This is a genomic window from Microbacterium sp. WCS2018Hpa-9 (assembly GCF_031843745.1).
GTDB lineage: Bacteria > Actinomycetota > Actinomycetes > Actinomycetales > Microbacteriaceae > Microbacterium.
On record NZ_JAVTIY010000007.1, the window covers coordinates 215,073 to 232,441 of the forward strand.

Consider the following 17,369-nt stretch of genomic DNA (forward strand, 5'->3'; position numbering starts at 1 on the left):
CAACTCGCGCTTCTGAAGGCCGCGCCGGTGCGATTCGGCCTTCGCACGCGCGAACCTCCTCACGAAGCGCACACGCCCGCGGTCGCGAACCGGCTCGGCGTACCCTGTTCCCATGCCCTCCAGGAAGATCGACATCATCGACGGCCGTGCGGCGCTCGATGAGGTCAGGAGAGCGGATGCCGCGGGCGAGAAGCCGCAGCGCACCCCGCTCGCCACTGCCGTGCGCTATCTGCTGCAGCTGCTCGACGAGAAGGCTCCGGGCAACAGCGTCGAGGTGCGGGTGCCGCCGTTCGGCGCCGTGCAGGTGATCCAGGGTCCTCGGCATACACGCGGCACCCCGCCGAACGTCGTCGAGATGGACCCCGCGACGTGGATCGCCGTCGCGACGGGCACGGAGCACTGGTCGGATGCTGCGGGCTCGGGCAGGGTCAGTGCCTCAGGCACCCGCGCGGATCTCACCGACGTCCTGCCGCTGCGTCCCTGACGCCAGGACCCGCCGAAGACGCAGGAGACGGGCTGAACCGCGGTGGTGCCGAGATGCTCTGCAGACGGGGGAGCGACCCACAGGCAACGGTGGGAGAATGGATGCATGTCCTCCCACGATTCCTCCCAGACGGTCGAGGCGACCGTCCGCCGCGTGCCGCGCTTCGGTGTGTTCATGGGCATCGGCGTCGTGCTCGGCATCATCGCCGCCGGCATCCTGACGATGATGGGCAGCTTCGAACCCTCCGAGGCGGCAGGCGTCGTCTACCCGCCAGGACAGGTGTTCGGATTCCTGCTGCTGTGGACCGTGCCGATCGGCTTCGCACTCGCGAGCATCGTCGCACTGATCCTCGAGCGCGTCGCCCGCCGCCACGATCACGTCGTCACGGTCGAGCACGAGACGATCATCGAGAACGACTGACCCGGTCGGCGGGCCGCGTCAGGCCAGTTCTGCGATGATCGGCCGGATCGCCGCGTCGAAAGACACCACGTCGCGGCGCAGCCCGTCGGTCACCGCGACCGTGAGAGCGCCGATCCACCAGATCCCCCGTTGCGAGAACGGCAGCACCTGCACGTTGAGTTCGAACGAATGCGCGCGCCGCCCGATCTCGCGCTCGAACTCGGCGATCGCGCTCGCATAGGCCCGGTACGCCTCGCCGCCGATGTTGCCGTTGCCCGACCGGCTCGCCATCGAGCTGCGGATCGACGCGACGTAGCGATCGTGCGCGACTCGGGCGAAGTGCATCGCCGACTCCGCATGCGGCGCGATCGCCGCGGCGAGCTGCTCGGCCCCGGTCGCCGGCAGTGCCACGAGGGTGTCGAAGCCCTCGATGAGCTCGAGCGGCACGCCGGAGGGGTGTGCTCGGGGTTCGACCGTCATGTCCCAGAAGTCGCGCCACTGCTTCTCGAGCTCCGGCGTCACCTCGACGGCATCCGGTGCTCTGACGGGCAGATCGCGCAGGCTCGGAAGGTCTTCGGGTGCCCGGATGCCGAGGGATTGGCGCAGCGCGAGCGCGACGATCACCGGAACGCTCGCGTCTTCGCGGATCAACCACTGCGGCTTGTCGGCCATGGCCCCATCGTAGGAGATGGAGAGCGGGGAGAGGTGGTCGCTCCGGGCGGTAGGCTGGGACCGTGGCTGCCTCCCCCACCAATCCCTATTCCGAAGCCGGCGTCGATACCGCTGCAGGCGATCTCGCCGTCGAGCTGATGAAGTCTTCCGTGCGCGCTACGCACGGCCCTGAAGTGCTCGGCGGTGTCGGCGGATTCGCCGGACTGTTCGACGCGAGCGCGCTGCGCGACTTCCGTCGCCCGCTGCTCGCGACCAGCACAGACGGCGTCGGCACGAAGGTCGCCATCGCGCAGGCCATCGACAAGCACGACACGATCGGCCAAGACCTGGTCGGCATGGTCGTCGACGACATCGTCGTGGTGGGCGCCAAGCCGCTCTTCATGACCGACTACATCGCCTGCGGCAAGGTCTTCCCGCAGCGCATCGCCGACATCGTGCGCGGCATCGCCGAGGCGTGCACCGCCACCGGCACCGCGCTCATCGGCGGCGAGACCGCAGAGCACCCGGGTCTCCTCGGCCCGCGCGACTACGACGTGGCAGGAGCCGCGACCGGAGTCGTCGAGGCCGACGGCATCCTCGGTGCCGACCGCGTGCAGGACGGCGACGTCGTGCTCGCCGTCGAGTCGAGCGGGCTGCACTCCAACGGCTACTCGCTCGTGCGCCACATCGTCACGAACGCCGGAATCGGCTACGGCGACAACGCCGCCGACTTCGGCAAGACCTGGGGCGAGGCTCTTCTCGAGCCGACGCGCCTCTACACGCTTCCGCTGCTGCGTCTGATCGAGCAGCTCGGCGGCGCAACAGGCGAGGGCGGAGTGCACTCGCTCAGCCACGTCACCGGCGGCGGCATCGCGGCGAACCTCGCCCGTGTGCTCCCGCAGGGCAGCTGGGCCGAGGTCGACCGCAGCACCTGGTCGCCGAGCCCGGTCTTCCGCGTGCTCAGCGACATCGCAGGATCGACGCTGGAATCCGCCGAGGGCACCTGGAACCTCGGCATCGGATTCCTCGCGATCGTCGCGGCCGACAAGAAGGATGCCGCCATCGCGGCGCTCGCGGCAGACGGCATGCCCGCGTGGCAGGTCGGAACCGTGGGCTTCGGCGCGCGTCCGGCAGGGGAGTTCGAACAGGGCGCCAAGGGCGTCGACGGTGGAGCTGTGCGCCTGGTCGGCGCCTATGCGGACGGAGCGAAGTAAGAGTCCATGTGCGGCATCGTCGGAATGGTGGGCTCTGCCCCGGTCAATCAGGACATCTACGACGCACTCCTGCTGCTGCAGCACCGCGGCCAGGATGCGACGGGCATCGCGACCGCCGAGCGCAACGGTGTGATGCACAACGCCAAGGCGCAGGGGATGGTCCGCGAGGCGTTCCGCACCCGCGACATGCGCGGACTCCTCGGCAATGTCGGACTCGGTCACGTTCGCTACGCGACCAAGGGCACCGCGTCGAACGAAGAGGAGATGCAGCCGTTCTACGTGAACGCGCCGTACGGCATCATCCTCATCCACAACGGCAACCTGACGAACACGCGTGAGCTCACGGCCGACATGGCCCAGCGCGACCGCCGTCACCTCAACTCCTCGAGCGACACCGAGCTGCTGCTCAACGTGCTCGCCGGCGAGCTGCAGAACACGACCTCGACGGTCGACCTCGACGCAGACCGGGTGTTCGAAGCGGTCGAGCGCACTCATGAGCGCATCGAGGGCGCCTATGCCGTCATCGCGGTCATCGCCGGCTACGGTCTGCTCGCGTTCCGCGACCCGTTCGGCATCCGCCCGCTCATCCTCGGTCGTCGTCCCTCGACCGTCCCCGGCGCAGAGGGCCGGGACGAATGGGTGGTCACGAGCGAGTCGCTGGTGCTCGAGAACGCCGACTACGAGGTGGTGCGCGAGGTCGAACCAGGCGAGGCGATCTTCATCACCAACGAGGGCGAACTGCACAGCAGGCAGTGCGCGAAGGACGCGACGCTCGCGCCGTGTGCGTTCGAGTACGTCTACCTCGCTCGACCCGACTCGGTCATGAACGGCGTCTCGGTCTACGAGTCCCGCCTGCGCATGGGCGACAAGCTGGCCGACACGATCGCCAAGCACGTGCCGATGGACAAGATCGATGTCGTCATGCCGATCCCCGACTCGTCTCGGCCCGCGGCCATGGAGGTCGCCCGCAAGCTGGGCATCGAGTACCGCGAGGGGTTCTACAAGAACCGCTACGTCGGCCGCACCTTCATCATGCCCGGCCAGGCCGTGCGCAAGAAGAGCGTGCGTCAGAAGCTGAACGCGATGTCGACCGAGTTCCAGGGCAAGAACGTGCTGCTGATCGACGACTCGATCGTGCGCGGCACCACGTCGAAGGAGATCATCCAGATGGCTCGGGATGCCGGTGCCACCTCGGTGACGTTCGCATCCGCAGCGCCGCCCGTGCGGTACCCGCACGTCTACGGCATCAACATGCCGTCGCGTCACGAGCTCATCGCCCACGGGCGCACGATCCCCGAGATCGCCGCCGTGCTGGGCTGCGACCACCTGGTCTACCAGGAGGTCGGAGACCTCAAGGCCGCGATCACCGAGGGATCCGTGCTGAGCGATCTCGACATGAGCTGCTTCGACGGTCGTTATGTCACCGGCACGGTCTCCGACGAGTACCTCGCGTGGGTGGAGGGGTCGCAGACCTCGTGACCTCGGGTGCGCAGCCGCTCTGGCGTGGTCGTGCCCTCGCGCTGATCGGCATCGTGCTGGTCGCCTTCTCGTTGCGCTCGGCCGTGGCGTCGCTGTCGCCCGTGCTCGACCATGTCGCCGAGGACTTCGCGGTGTCGTCGGTCGTCGTGGGTCTGATCGGCGCCGCGCCGCCAGTGTGCTTCGCCGTGTTCGGCCTACTCACTCCGCTGTTCGAGCGCCGGTTCGGACTCGAGCGCGTGGCTGTGGTCGCGATCGCCCTGATCGCCGCAGGTCTGCTGCTGCGCGGTCTCGCCGTCGACTCGACCTCGCTTCTCGCGGCGACCGCCGTGGTCTTCGCGGGTGTCGGTTCGGGCAACGTGCTGCTGCCGCCGCTGGTGAAGAAGTACTTCCCCGATCGACTCGGTCTGATGATGACCGTGTACTCGACCACCATGGCCGTGTCGACGTTCGTGCCGCCGCTGGTCGCGGTGCCGCTCGCCGATTCGGCTGGGTGGCGGGTGTCGCTGGGACTGTGGGGTGTGTTCGCCGCGATCGCGCTGGTGCCGTGGGTGGCGATGCTGGTCACGAGTCGAGCGGATGCCGTCGCTGCCGCGCCTGCACGCGTCGACCCCGCGTCGACCGAGGCCGAGCGCGACGGGTACGACGCAGCGTCCATGGCGACCGGCCCGATCGCGACGACGCCCGCGAACCCCCGGGTCTTCGGCCGACTGTGGCGCCTGCCGATGGCCTGGTCCATCGCCCTCGTGTTCGCGGCATCGTCGACGCTGGCCTACGTCTCGTTCGCGTGGCTGCCCTCGATCATGATCGACGTGGGCGGCGTGACACCGGCGAACGCGGGGCTGCTGCTCTCGCTGTTCGGTCTGATGGGTCTGCCCTGCTCTCTGCTCGTGCCGATCCTCATCGTTCGGTTCCAGGCCACGCGCCCCGTGTTCTTCATCTCGATCGCATCCGGACTCATCGGGCTCCTCGGATTCATCTTCTTCCCGACGGTGGGACTGCCGCTCTGGGTCGTGTTCTTCGGCTTCGCGCCAGGGCTCTTCCCGCTCGCGCTCGTGCTGCTCAGCATCCGCGCGCGTACGCCCGAGAGCGCGGTGGCGCTCAGCGGGTTCGTGCAGAGCATCGGATATGCGGTCGCCGCGGTGTTCCCGCTGCTGATCGGTCTGCTGCACGACGCGACCGACAGCTGGCTGATCCCGCTGTGGGTCCTCGTCGGCGTGCTGGTCGCCGTGATCCCCGCAGGATGGGTCGCGGGTCGCCGCCGCACGATCGAAGAGGACTGGGAGCGCCGGCACGGTCGCTGGTGACTCTCGGCACGAGGGTCAGCGCCCGGTGCGACCTCAGCGCGTGTGAACCCTCAGTGCGCCCGCACTTCAGTGCGCCCGCACCTCGTCCCCGACGTTGATGGTGCCGCCGGCCCATTCCGCCGATCCGTCAGCCGGGGCCTGCGGCGGAAGCAGCAGTCGGCCGAGCGTCGGCTCGTCCTGTCCGAGGTCGCTCGTGAGGGTCTTGAGCAGCTTCGCGTCGCGGACGCCGGTGTCGGGGTTGGCGTGTGTCGCCAGGCACCGCACGATCGGACCCGCAGCGCGGAACGCCACGTGACCGATGTTCAAATCGCCCGTCCAGCCGAGCTCCGACCACGGAGCGACGTCATCGATGACGACGTTCGAGCGGAAGCGGCGGTCATCGATGCCGAAGCCGAGGGCGTCGCTCAACGCGTCGACGCTGCCGCGGCTGTGTACCGAGACGTAACCGCGAGCGCGGTCCTGGAACCTCGATGTCACGCCGTCGCCCACCAGCACGAGCGGCAGTCGGCCCGGGCGTCGGATCCGCCGGCCCTCCGCACTCGCGAGCACGAACTCGGTCACGGCATCCGCGAGCTCCACACGACCGGCGTCATCGAGCCCCGCCTCGACGAGCACTGCTCCCTCGTGCTCGATCCGCACGCGCTGCCGATCATCGTCGTAGTCGGTGCGCAGCGCCGCGAGCCCGGGGAAGTCCTGCAGCGAGAGGCCCTTCGCCTTCGGCCAGTGGTCGAGTCCGTCGCGGTGCTCCGGAGCGGTCGCATCGGCGAAGCGGAAAGCCAGCACGCGATCGCCCGCGATCCGGCCGTCGGGTTGCACGGTCAGCGAATCGACCGATTCGGGAGTGAAGCCCTTGATCGGGTGACGGAAGAGCGAGACGACGCGAGCCATGAGGAGATCCTCTCAGGCCGGTCGGGGTCCGTCCGTCACCGACAGGGCAGGGGTGGCGATGGGTTCCGGAATTCCGGGCATGACGAAACCCCCGTGCATCGCACGGGGGAGTCGACGACGAACGAATCGGCGATCAGGCCTTTTCGAGTTCGTCTTCGTCTTCGTCCGCATACTCGTCGGCCCACTTGTCGACGTATGCGTCTTCAGCGTCGCTCGGGTGCGCGAGTTCGCGCTCGAGCGCCGAGTAGTTCACCGACGGACTGAATGACTTCAGTTCGCGGGCGATCTTGGTGTGTTTCGCCTTTTGACGGCCACGGCCCATGCCTGAGACCCCCTCACGAGTTAAGCTGCGGGCAATCATCTGCCCGAGTCATTCACGACACCGGCTGAGGGCCGGTAAGAGTAGCATTCAGAATAGCACGCGGCCAGACCGTACTGGCCCGTTGGCAGCTGGTGAAGGGAGCGATCCTCATGACTGACAACACCTCGACGCCCACCGACGAGGCCGCGCAGAACGCGACATTGCAGAAGGCCGTGATCGTCGGGATGCAGCCGGGTCAACCCACGCGTGTGATCGAAGAAGCGGCGCGGTTCGCCCGGCTCCTCAGGGTGCCCCTCGTCGTGGCGCACGTCGACGTCACTCGCTTCGTCACCTACGAAGATCCCGACGGCTACGTGCACTCGGCGCCGATCGACATCAACATCAACGCCGGAGCAGCCGAGTTCGAGGCCGTGCAGGCCGAGGCCTCTGCGGCCCTCGACGGAACCGGCCTGACGTGGACAGCCCGCCAGCTCGTCGGCGACCCGGCCCTCGCCATCAAGCAGCTCGCCAACAAGCTCGACGCCCAGCTGATCGTCGTCGGCACGCGCAAGCGCGGCATCGGGGAGTCGATCCGCGAGTTCTTCACGGGATCCGTCGCCGCCCGCCTCGCGCATCGCCAGCACAGGTCGGTGCTCGTCGTGCCCCTGCAAGAGCCGGTGCCCGACACCCAGCCCGAGATCTGGACCGAGTAGCTCTCGTTCGACGCCTTCCGATTCGGATGGCTGATCGATCCCCGCCCGGCTGGTCAGATCGACCGGACGGCCCAGCCAACCGGGAGAACGTCAGCCATCCGCGCGACCGAAGCCCCTCTCGTCGAGTGACGCGAGGGGCTTCGGACGTTCTGCGGGGTGAGTTCAGCGTGAGCCGAGCGACGCCAGCGCGGTCGTGATTCCTCGCGCCGCGTCATCCAGCCCGTCCTCCAGCTGTGTGACGACGGATGCCGGCAGTGTGCCGCCCTTCGCCACGTGGGTGCGGAGGTCGGTGCGCACGCGGGCGCGGAAGGCGTTGATGACGGCATCCGCCCGGTGCATCTCCTCGCGGCTGATGATGCGCTCGTCGTCGCCTGCGGTGCGCGGGCGGGACTTGGATGCTGCGCGGTCGTCCTTCTCGGCCGTGGCCAGGTCGGCACGAAGGCTCTTCATGGCCTCCTTGACGCTCTGACGCACCTCGTTGGCGATCAGTCGCACCGAGTCGGTGAGTCCCGCCTCGATGCCGGCGAGGTCGCCTTCGCGTGACGTGAGCTCGGCGCGTCCGGCATCCGTGATCGAGTAGATCGTGGTGCGGCCGTCGACGGTCTTGCTGACCAGGCCCTCTTCCTCGAGCTTCGCGAGCCGCGGGTAGATGGTGCCGGCGCTCGGTGTGTAAGTGCCACCCGTGCGGTCGGTCAGAGCCTGGATGATGCCGTAGCCGTGCTGGGGAGCCTCGGCGAGCAGCGAGAGCAGGTAGAGCCTGAGGTCGCCGTGCGAGAAGACTGCGGGACTCATGCTTCCCACTCCGCATCGTTCGTGATCGAGGCGGGCGTGCGGCGAAGAACGGTGACGCCGCCCGAGACGGAGTTCGCGCGCAGGTCGACGAAGCGACCGGCGAGCTCGCCGGACGAGCCGGTGTAGTTGTTGATCCCGGAGGAGCCGCGCTCGACGCCGTCGATCAGCAGTCGGCCGCTCAGCGAGCGCACGACGTAGTTCGCGGCGAGCGACTCGTCGAGGCGCACGGTGGTGCCTCCGGAGACCGAGTTGATGTTGATGGCGTTGACGTCGCCCGCGGCGTCGACCAGCGTCGACCCCGAGACGATGTCGACGGTGGCACGGCGGATGGTGCCCGTGACGGCGACATCTCCTGAGACGCTGTTCGCGGTGATCGAGCCCGTGAGGCCGCGCACCTGCACGTCGCCGGACACCGAGTTGACCGTGAGGTCTCCGATCAGGGTGTCGACGATGAGGTCGCCCGAGACGGTGTTGAGGCGGGCGTCGTTGCGGATGCCCGAGACGAGTGCGCCGGCGCTGACGACGCCGAGGTTCAGGGCGATCGAGCGGGGCACGGCGACGCTGACCTCGGCCTTGGGGCCGCCGGAGCCGAAGTTGCGGAACACCTCGAGGAAGTTGTCCCAGCCGAGCTGCGGGTGGTCGATCTCGACCTCGCCGTCGTTCGCCTCGATGCGCAGGTCTTTGGTCGTGACACCGTGCACCTCGATGCGGATGCCGGGTTCGTCGTGCGCGATGACATCGACCTGACCGCCGACCAGACCGATCTTCAGTCGGGTGACGTTCTCGATGTCGATGACGCGTTCTTCGCCGGGGGCGATGAGCCACTTCTCGGTCATGTCTGCTTCTCCTGGTTTGAGGGAACACGATATATCGTGTGTTGCAAGAGTAACACGATATATCTCGATCCTGTCAAGGGGGATGCCCGATTCCGCTCGAGCCGCCTCAGGCGAGAGGAGGTGTGTGCCAGATCCGGTCGATGTAGTCGCGGATCGAGCGGTCGGACGAGAAGAAGCCGGTGCGGGCGACGTTGAGGATCGCGGAGCGGGTCCAGGAATCCTGGTCGGCGTAGGCGGCATCCACCTGGCTCTGCGCGGCGATGTACGACGCATAGTCGGCGAGCACCATGAAGCGGTCTTCGTAGAGCAGGTTCGAGACCACGGGCTCGAACACCGAGCGGTCGCCGCGGGAGAACGCACCGGATGCGATCAGGTCGATCGCCCGGCGGAGGCCCTCGTCGGTCTGGTAGAACTCCTGCGGTCGGTAGCCGCGAGCTGGCAGGTCGGAGACCTCGGGCTCGCTCATGCCGAAGAGATAGAAGTTGTCGTCGCCGACGAGCTCGCGGATCTCGACGTTGGCCCCGTCATCCGTGCCGATGGTGAGCGCGCCGTTCAGGGCGAACTTCATGTTGCCGGTGCCAGACGCCTCCTTGCCGGCGAGCGAGATCTGCTCCGACAGGTCGGCGGCGGGGATCACGCGCTCGGCGAGTGTGACGTTGTAATTCGGCGGGAAGACGACCTTCAGTCGGCCTTCCAGTCGCGGGTCGGTGTTGATGACCTCGCCGACGGCGTTGATCAGGTGGATGATGCGCTTCGCCATCGCATATCCGGGGGCGGCCTTCGCGCCGAAGATCGCCGTGCGCGGCACGACGTCAGACACGGCGATTCGCCCCGAGATCACGCCCTCATAGGTGGTGACGATGTGCAGCACCTTCAGCAGCTGCCGCTTGTACTCGTGCAGGCGCTTGACCATCACGTCCAGCATGTGGCCGTCGCTGATCTCGACGCCGTCTCGTTCGCGCAGCACTTCGCTGAGTCGGCGCTTGTTCGCGGCCTTCACCGCGGCGAATGCGGCACGGAACTCGGCATCCTCGGCGAACGGCTCGAGCTCGCGCAGCCGCTCGAGGTCGGTGGTCCAGCCGTCGCCGATCGCGGCGGTGATGAGCGACGAGAGCTCGGGGTTCGCCAGCCGCAGGAAGCGCCGAGGGGTCACCCCGTTCGTCACGTTCGTGAACTTCTCGGGGAAGAACGCGTCGAAGTCGCTGAGAACCTTCTCGCGCAGCAGCTGCGAGTGCAGCTCGGCGACGCCGTTGACCTTCGCTCCGGCGACGGTCGCGAGGTACGCCATGCGCACCGAGCGGACCGGGTGCTCGGCGATGATCGACATGTTGCGCACGAGCATCTCGTCGTCGCCGAACCGCTCGCGCACCGCCACGAGGAACTCGTCGTTGATGCGGTAGATGATCTCGAGGTGGCGGGGCAGCAGTCGGCCCAGCAGCTCGACCGGCCAGACTTCGAGCGCCTCGGGAAGCAGCGTGTGGCACGTGTAGGCGAAGCACTGCTGCGTGATCGCCCACGCGGCATCCCACTCGAGGTGCTTCTCATCGATGAGCACGCGCATGAACTCGGGCACCGCGATCACGGGGTGCGTGTCGTTGAGCTGGAAGATCACGCGCTCGGGCAGGTTCGCCAGGTCGAAGCCCTCGGCGAGCATGTTGTCGAGGAAGTCGTGGATCGATGCCGCGACGAAGAAGTACTGCTGTTGCAGACGCAGCTCCTTGCCCTGCGGAGTGGAGTCCTCGGGGTAGAGCACCTTCGAGATGTTCTCGGCGTAGGTCTGTGCGCGCACGGCCTCTTCATAGTCGCCGGAGTTGAAGATGCGCAGGTCGAACGCGCTGGTGGCGACCGCGCTCCACAGTCGCAGGGTGTTGACCCGGCCGTTCTGGAACCCGGGCACCATGTAGTTGTAGGGCACGGCCTGCACGTTCCATGCCGGGATCCACCGGCTGCGCGTGACGCCCTCGTCGTCGTACTTCTCGGTGTGACCGCCGAAGGCGATGGTCTGCGCGTCTTCGGGGCGGGCGAACTCCCACGGCGAGCCGAGGGTGAGCCAGGAGTCGGGCTGCTCGACCTGCTGGCCACCGACGAAGGTCTGGCGGAAGATCCCGTACTCGTAGCGGATGCCGTAGCCGATGCTCGGCACGCCCATCGTGGCGAGCGAGTCGATGAAGCAGGCGGCGAGTCGGCCGAGGCCGCCGTTGCCGAGGCCGGGCTCGACCTCGTGCGCGCGGAGTTCGTCGAGCGAGACGCCGCACGCGGCGAGCGCTTCGTCTGCGACCTCGGTGAGACCGGCCGCGAGCAGATTGTTGTCGAGCTGGCGGCCGAGCAGGTACTCGGCCGAGAGATAGCAGACGCCCTTCGCCTGGGTCTCCTTCTGAAGACGCAGGTCTTCGAGCCAGCGTGCCATGAGGTAGTCGCGCACCGTATGCGCGAGGGCGAGGTAGCGGTCATTGGCACTGGATGCCGACAGCGCGACACCGCGCTCGAGATTGAGGTTCTGCAGGAACCGCTTCGCGAACTCATCGGCGGTGCTCGGCGGAGCGATCACGGGAGCGAGGGCGAGCGGATGCGTGGCGGAGCGGGATTCGGGCACGTGTCGACCGTAGCGAGCGACAGGCCGATCCGTGTGACGAGCGGATGAAGAATATCGGTTGGGGTCATTCGTGCCGAGGGGGAGCGACAGCGCCGCGCGACCGGCTGACCGACCACAGCGTGCGACCGTCGTTGAAGATCGGGATCAGGAACACCGCATGCGCAAGGTGCCACCCCTGCAGGTGAAGCCCTGGCGCGAGCGCCCACAGAGCGGCGCCCGCCACGATGCACGCCCCCGGGCCCGCGACGGCCGCGAGCACGGCGTCACGGTCGCGGACCCGGCCGTGCGGACTTATCGACGTCCTCCACAGTGAACGTTCGAGCGTGACCGCAGTGACTCCCGTCGCCCGTGACAGCACGACGAGGTGCCCGAGCTCGTGCAGGGCGAACGATCCGCAGAGGCCGAAGACGTAGTGAACGGCGAGTGTCAGCGCGGCGCCGACGATCGCCCCCTGTTCGGTGAGGGTGCCCAGACAGAGGGTGATCGTCAGCAGCACCGCGAACACGACGTGCATCGGCCACGCCGCGAGCACGAGCCAGCGGCACACGAGGCCCGCATCGATGCGCGAAGCGCGGACCGACCACACGTCATTCCGCCTCTGCGAGGAGGTGCCTCCTCCGTTCGAGAAGGCTGTCGTAGACGGCGAACACGGCGAGGGCGAATACGGTCAGCAGGGCGACGCTGAGCACCAGAGGTATCGGATCGGCGACTCCTGCGCCGAGTCGGGTCGTTCCATCGGCTCCCTGCTGGACCTCGACGAAGATCGACCCGAAGAACCCCAGACGAGTCCCCTGGGCGGACCCCTCAGCGAACATGAGCCAGATCGCGGTCGCGATCGCGCTCCCTGCGGTGATGACGAGCGCTCCGACCGCGCTGACGGCGACTCTAAACAACCACTTCATGACGAGCGGTCCTTTCTATCCTGTCCATCCCTGTGATGGAGAGTGCGGCGGCGATCAGAGTGAGACCGATCATCACGCCGACGGTGAACACGGCAGGCAGTCCGAGCAGGTTGGTGCCGAGCATGATCGTGCCGACCACGAGCCCGGCGACGGCGATTCCCGCGATCACCGAGAAGGGGTTGCCCTTCTCGGGTGGGAACGCGATCCCTGCCAGGGTCAGCACGACGATGTTCGACACCGCGAAGCCGATCACGGTGAGGATCTCGATGCCCGTCGTTCCGGTCAGTGCCGTCAGCACGCTCACCGGCAGCGCGACGATCGCGAGCGTGGCCAGCTGAGGTGCGAGAAGCAGGAGGTACTGCGCCGGCGGGCCGTGACGCCGGGGACCGCACGCGCGCAGAGGCTCGGTCGATACGAAGGCGTAGACCGACTGGACGGTGACGGCCAGCAGCAGGAGAGGGGGGAGTCGCACGTCTGCGAGGAGCAGGGCGTAGGACCCGGCCAGGACGAGGCCGCAGACGGTGATGGTCTCGATGGCTCTGATGTGCGCCGCGAAGTATGCGCCGAACTCCGAGGCGCCGAAGAGGCGTGGCACGATCGCGAAGCGCCGCGTCGGGTCGAACTGGCGGGGTGCCATCGCGCACGCCGCGGCGATGAGCAGAGCGAGCACGGCGAGCCACGCGACCACGGCCGGCAGCAGCCCGTGCGCGGCCGCGATGTCTGCGAAGACCAGCTGGATGGCGAAGTAGTCGTCGCCCTCGCCGACGGCGGCGAAGAGCACGGGTTCGGATTGCGCGGACACGCCGAGGTAGACGGCCACGAGAGCGGCGGCCAGGATCACCGGCACCAGGAAGGCCCGCAGCCGGGCGAGACGGATGCGCAGCAGAAGCCGCTCCACCCCGAGATAGAACACGCTCGCCAGGAGATAGGCGACAGTCGTGGGCATGACGAGGCAGGTGACGATCTCGTCCACTGCTCCCCACCCTCCGATGGACACCGCCCCGGTGACCAGCGCTCCGAGCATCACGGCGACGCCGATCGCCACGAGCAGGGACTCGAAGAGCATGAACCCCCAGGTCCTGGCCTGATTGGTCAGGGGGAAGGAGAACGTGAGCTCGACCAGGTCGCCCGACTTCATGAACAGCACCCGCACGACCGTGAAGGCCGTGAGCACCCACAGCGGAGTGGACAATCCCACGACTCGCAGCAGCGGCGAGAGGTGTTCGGGCTCGGTGATCAGCTGACGGAGCGTCACCGCTCCGAACGCGCAGAAGCCGATGAACGCCGCGAGACCCATCGCCACGAGGGTCCAGCGGATGACCGGCACCTTCAGCAACCCCCTGCGGACGATGCGCCTGACGAGGAAGACGGAGAGGAAGCCCGCGAGCTGCAGAGACGGGTTCACGGCGTCGTCCGTGCGCGTGTGCGGGTGCGTGTGCGGGGTCGCGGCAGCGCGATCGCGTGCTTGACGAGAGCGTCGACGGATCCGAACTCCTCGCGGATCCGCGTGAGCGGGAGGTCGAAGGCGATCTCGCCGCGGCACAGCACGATGACGCGATCGCACACCGCTTCGAGAAGCCGGAAGTCGTGGCTGCACAGCAGCAGACCGCGGGACTCCGCGATGCGCTGCGCATCGGTCTCGAACTCGAAAAGCGCGTCGACGTCGACGCCGTTGAGCGTCTCGTCGATGATCGTGAGCGGACGATCGAGCAGCAGCGTAGAGATGAGCTGGATCTTCTTGCGCATCCCGTGCGAGTAGTCCTCGATGAGATCGAACTGTCGAGACTCCAACTGGTATCGGTCGAAGAGGTCGTCCCTCAGCGCTTCGTCGGGGCTGTGGCGATACAGGCGATGCATCAGGTCGACGTACTCGCGGCCGGTCAGGAACTGCGGCAGGTAGTCGTTGCTGGCGATATAGGCGAGGCGTTCGCGTGAGACGCGTTCTCTATGACGACGCCCCTCGATGCGGATGCTGCCGGAGTCGAGCTGCAGCAGGTCGGCGATGAGGCGGATCAGCGTGGACTTCCCCGACCCGTTGGGCCCGACCAGGCCGATCTTCTCTCCGCGTTCGAGCGTGAAACCCACATCGTGCAGCGCGGGCGCCTTCTTGGAGTAGGAGAACGAGACTCCTGAGACGTCGAGCAGCACGCGAGAGTCGGCGGGCGCATCGCCACCTCCGTGCATCGTCGTCGATGCACGGAGGCGGCGAGGGGTTAGACGCATTCGATCCATACGGATACGCCGCTCTTGCCCCACTGCCAGTTGCCGGTGAAGCGCCTGCCCCCGTTCGAGAAGAAGCACCACATCGCCAGCGCCGCCAGGAACGCGACGCCGAACACGAGAATCGCAGCGATCACCACCAGCCACCATGCGTCCAGACGCAGAATCGCCTGGTCGAGCGCATCCTGCGCGCGGCGCCTCATCAGCGTCGGCTCCATTGCCGCCAAAAGGGTCATATCTCTACCTCCATCTAGTCGTTACACAGTGAGGCTGACACTCTCCGGTGACAAAAGCCAGTCATATGAGTGCAGAATGCCAACATTCGCGGATTGCCTTGACATTGACGCAACGTCAACTTCTACCGTTGAACCATCGAACAACGGGTTCCACGGAAGGAGGAGGCCATGACAGGTCGCGACTGGTCGATCCAGGAGATCGCCCGACTCGCCGGCACCACCAGCAGAACGCTGCGTCACTACGACGACGTCGGCCTGCTGTCGCCGTCGCGCATCGCGCACAACGGCTACCGCCACTACGACGAGGCCGCGCTCGTGCGCTTGCAGCGCATCCTGCTGCTGCGCGAGCTCGGACTCGGTCTGCCGCAGATCGCCGAGGTGCTGAACCCGGTGACCCCGCGGCAGAGCGAGGAGTCAGCTCTCGAAACCCACCTCGCGCTGCTGCGCGAGGAGCAGAACCGGCTGGCGCGACAGATCGCGTCGGTCGAGAACACCATCAACGCGTTGAAAGGAGGTGAAGAACTCATGGCAGAGAACATGTTCGACGGATTCGACCACACCCGGTACAAGGAGGAGGTCGAAGAGCGCTGGGGTCGCAAGGCCTACGCCGACAGTGACCGCTGGTGGCGCGGGATGACCGACGCCGAGCGCGCCGACTGGCAGCAGCGTGTCTCCGACCTCGGTCGCGACTGGATCGCCGCCGCAGAGAGCGGCATCGACCCGGCATCCGCCGAGGCTCAGGACGTCGCTCGCCGCCACGTCGAGTGGCTCACCGGCATCCCGGGGACCCCCGCGGCCGTGCCCGGCGGCGACGCCAAGGGGTACGTGATCGGGCTCGGCGAGATGTACGTCGCAGACCCGCGCTTCGGCGCGAACTACGCGACGTCCGCCGGTGGCACTCAGGGAGCGGAGTTCGTCCGCGACGCACTCCGCATCTACGCGGAGAGCAACCTCTAAGCAGCCGCGCGGCATCCGCTGGCGCATGCGGGGTCAGAAGCGCATCGCAATCGACCGATTCAGGTGCGCTTTTGACCCCGCATGGCGCGGGCGGTGCGCTTTTGACCCCGCATGGCGCGGGCGGGCTTTGCACAGAACGAGACACCACGGCAAGGCCGAGAACGGATGCCGGGGGTGGGCGTAGGGTCGGGGCATGGCCCCCCGCCGCAGACGCACCGACGCCGCGCCGCTGTTCGCCGCCGCAGCTGTCGCCTACACCGCGAACTGCGCGCTGGGCACAGCCGTCGCGACCAGGGTCATCGACACCAGCGGCTACCGCTGGCTGCACCACGCGATGTACATCGCCACCTGTGTGACCTCTGCCGCCGCGTTCTCCGCGGTGCTCTGGGGCCGGCCGAAGCACGCGAGCCGCCGTGCCGCACTGGCGCTCGCGCCGGCCGCTGCCCCGCTCGCGGCCATCCCCTACCTGGGTTCGCACGGCCGACGGCATCCGCTGGTCGCGCTCGCCGCGGCCCCCTTCATCGTCGCGGGCCTCATCTGCTCGCGCCTCACCACCGACCGGAAGTGAACGCATGGAACTGCTCGACGCCATCCGCCGCCGCAAGACCACGAACGGGCCGTTCCTGCCCGACCCGGTGTCGGAGGAGCATCAGCGCATCCTGCTCGAGGCGGCCGGTCGCGCACCCTCGCAGCTGAACAGCCAGCCGTGGCGGTTCGTGGTCATCGAGAACCGCGACACGATCGATCAGATCGCGCGCATTTCGGGCGAGAGCATGACCGAGGCCATGTCGAACGGCACGTTCTTCGAGCGCTACAAGCCGTACTTCCGCTTCAGCCAGGCCGAGATGGAGGAGAAGCGCAGCGGGATGCTGTTCGACAAGCTCCCCGCGGCCCTCCGACCCTTCACCAGTCAGGTGTTCACGAAGCGCGGTCAGAAGCTGATGAACACGTTCGGGGTGCCCAAGACCCTGGGCGAGGAGAACCACAAGCTGGTCGGCGGCTCGCCGCTGCTGCTCGGTGTGATGCTCGATCGCAGCGAGTACCGGCCGGGCCAGCTCTCGTCGTTCTACTCGGTGTTCAGCATGGGCGCGGCGATGGAGAACGTCTGGCTCACCACGGTCGAGCTCGGCATGGGCATCCAGTTCATCTCGTTCCCGATGGAGGTTCCGGGCCGATGGGACGAGATCGTGAAGCTGCTGCGAGTGCCCGACGACCTCGAGCTCATGGCCGTCTACCGCCTCGGCTACCTGCCCCCCGAGCAGCGCCGCCCGGCGATCGACTGGTCGAGCCACCAGCGCAAGCTCGCCTCGCAGTACGTGTTCCGCGAGACCTGCGACGAACCCCAGCAGGGCTGGGACGCGCCGCCGGCGGGCGCGGGCGCACCGCCGGCGCGCTGAGCG

General features: G+C 67.7%; 20 protein-coding genes. 9 read left to right on the forward strand and 11 right to left on the reverse strand.

What is annotated here, in order from left to right:
• Positions 1-112: 112 nt before the first annotated feature.
• Both RQG82_RS15780 and RQG82_RS15785 read left to right on the forward strand, forming a co-directional pair.
• Positions 113-484: a sterol carrier family protein gene (locus RQG82_RS15780; RefSeq protein WP_311259940.1), complete on the forward strand. Its 372-nt coding sequence runs from the start codon at positions 113-115 to the stop codon at positions 482-484.
• Between the two features lie 105 nt (positions 485-589).
• On the forward strand, positions 590-904 hold the full coding sequence (locus RQG82_RS15785) for a potassium transporter Trk (protein WP_311259941.1): 315 nt from the start codon (positions 590-592) through the stop codon (positions 902-904).
• Between the two features lie 18 nt (positions 905-922).
• Here RQG82_RS15785 and RQG82_RS15790 read toward each other — a convergent pair whose 3' ends face one another.
• Complete coding sequence (locus RQG82_RS15790; protein ID WP_311259942.1) at positions 923-1,555, reverse strand: zinc-binding alcohol dehydrogenase; 633 nt, start codon at positions 1,553-1,555, stop codon at positions 923-925.
• A 62-nt stretch (positions 1,556-1,617) separates the two neighbouring features.
• On the opposite strand from RQG82_RS15790, the gene purM reads away from it, so the two are divergent.
• The 3 genes from purM to RQG82_RS15805 are packed head-to-tail and all read left to right on the forward strand — an operon-like array spanning position 1,618 to position 5,531.
• Positions 1,618-2,748 (forward strand): phosphoribosylformylglycinamidine cyclo-ligase, encoded by a 1,131-nt coding sequence (gene purM / locus RQG82_RS15795; protein ID WP_311259943.1) that lies wholly within the window; start codon positions 1,618-1,620, stop codon positions 2,746-2,748.
• A 6-nt stretch (positions 2,749-2,754) separates the two neighbouring features.
• Positions 2,755-4,227, forward strand: a complete 1,473-nt coding sequence (purF, locus tag RQG82_RS15800) for an amidophosphoribosyltransferase (RefSeq protein ID WP_311259944.1) — start codon at positions 2,755-2,757, stop codon at positions 4,225-4,227.
• A complete protein-coding gene (locus tag RQG82_RS15805) occupies positions 4,200-5,531 on the forward strand; it encodes an MFS transporter (RefSeq protein ID WP_311259945.1) in 1,332 nt (443 codons plus the stop codon). Before purF ends, RQG82_RS15805 begins: the two co-directional genes overlap by 28 nt.
• A 66-nt stretch (positions 5,532-5,597) precedes the next feature.
• Here RQG82_RS15805 and RQG82_RS15810 read toward each other — a convergent pair whose 3' ends face one another.
• Entirely contained in the window at positions 5,598-6,419 is an 822-nt protein-coding gene (locus tag RQG82_RS15810) for an MOSC domain-containing protein (RefSeq protein WP_311259946.1), read from the reverse strand.
• Positions 6,420-6,552: 133 nt separating this feature from the next.
• Entirely contained in the window at positions 6,553-6,741 is a 189-nt protein-coding gene (locus RQG82_RS15815; RefSeq protein WP_042537993.1) for a DUF3073 domain-containing protein, read from the reverse strand.
• 149 nt (positions 6,742-6,890) lie between these two features.
• Between RQG82_RS15815 and RQG82_RS15820 the strand changes: the two genes are divergently transcribed.
• A complete protein-coding gene (locus RQG82_RS15820) occupies positions 6,891-7,433 on the forward strand; it encodes a universal stress protein (RefSeq protein WP_311259947.1) in 543 nt (180 codons plus the stop codon).
• 162 nt (positions 7,434-7,595) lie between these two features.
• On the opposite strand, the gene RQG82_RS15825 is transcribed toward RQG82_RS15820, so the two are convergent.
• The 8 genes from RQG82_RS15825 to RQG82_RS15860 all read right to left on the reverse strand — a co-directional run bounded on the left by RQG82_RS15825 (position 7,596) and on the right by RQG82_RS15860 (position 15,012).
• Positions 7,596-8,225, reverse strand: a complete 630-nt coding sequence (locus RQG82_RS15825) for a PadR family transcriptional regulator (RefSeq protein ID WP_311259948.1) — start codon at positions 8,223-8,225, stop codon at positions 7,596-7,598.
• Positions 8,222-9,061: a DUF4097 family beta strand repeat-containing protein gene (locus RQG82_RS15830; protein ID WP_311259949.1), complete on the reverse strand. Its 840-nt coding sequence runs from the start codon at positions 9,059-9,061 to the stop codon at positions 8,222-8,224. The genes RQG82_RS15825 and RQG82_RS15830 overlap by 4 nt, the downstream gene beginning before the upstream one ends.
• Positions 9,062-9,167: 106 nt before the next feature.
• On the reverse strand, positions 9,168-11,654 hold the full coding sequence (locus RQG82_RS15835) for a glycogen/starch/alpha-glucan phosphorylase (protein ID WP_311259950.1): 2,487 nt from the start codon (positions 11,652-11,654) through the stop codon (positions 9,168-9,170).
• Positions 11,655-11,718: 64 nt separating this feature from the next.
• On the reverse strand, positions 11,719-12,240 hold the full coding sequence (locus RQG82_RS15840; protein ID WP_311259951.1) for a hypothetical protein: 522 nt from the start codon (positions 12,238-12,240) through the stop codon (positions 11,719-11,721).
• A gap of 1 nt (position 12,241) precedes the next feature.
• Complete coding sequence (locus tag RQG82_RS15845) at positions 12,242-12,556, reverse strand: hypothetical protein (protein ID WP_311259952.1); 315 nt, start codon at positions 12,554-12,556, stop codon at positions 12,242-12,244.
• Entirely contained in the window at positions 12,540-13,961 is a 1,422-nt protein-coding gene (locus RQG82_RS15850) for a hypothetical protein (protein ID WP_311259953.1), read from the reverse strand. The genes RQG82_RS15845 and RQG82_RS15850 overlap by 17 nt, the downstream gene beginning before the upstream one ends.
• Entirely contained in the window at positions 13,958-14,779 is an 822-nt protein-coding gene (locus tag RQG82_RS15855) for an ABC transporter ATP-binding protein (RefSeq protein ID WP_311259954.1), read from the reverse strand. Before RQG82_RS15855 ends, RQG82_RS15850 begins: the two co-directional genes overlap by 4 nt.
• Complete coding sequence (locus RQG82_RS15860; protein ID WP_311259955.1) at positions 14,770-15,012, reverse strand: hypothetical protein; 243 nt, start codon at positions 15,010-15,012, stop codon at positions 14,770-14,772. Before RQG82_RS15860 ends, RQG82_RS15855 begins: the two co-directional genes overlap by 10 nt.
• Before the next feature lie 168 nt (positions 15,013-15,180).
• Between RQG82_RS15860 and RQG82_RS15865 the strand changes: the two genes are divergently transcribed.
• The 3 genes from RQG82_RS15865 to RQG82_RS15875 all read left to right on the forward strand — a co-directional run bounded on the left by RQG82_RS15865 (position 15,181) and on the right by RQG82_RS15875 (position 17,366).
• A complete protein-coding gene (locus RQG82_RS15865; RefSeq protein WP_311259956.1) occupies positions 15,181-15,969 on the forward strand; it encodes a MerR family transcriptional regulator in 789 nt (262 codons plus the stop codon).
• A gap of 193 nt (positions 15,970-16,162) precedes the next feature.
• Positions 16,163-16,537: a hypothetical protein gene (locus tag RQG82_RS15870; RefSeq protein WP_311259957.1), complete on the forward strand. Its 375-nt coding sequence runs from the start codon at positions 16,163-16,165 to the stop codon at positions 16,535-16,537.
• A gap of 4 nt (positions 16,538-16,541) precedes the next feature.
• The gene (locus RQG82_RS15875) at positions 16,542-17,366 is read left to right on the forward strand and encodes a nitroreductase family protein (RefSeq protein ID WP_311259958.1); all 825 of its coding nucleotides are present in this window, start codon (positions 16,542-16,544) and stop codon (positions 17,364-17,366) included.
• The last annotated feature ends 3 nt before the right edge of the window (positions 17,367-17,369 follow it).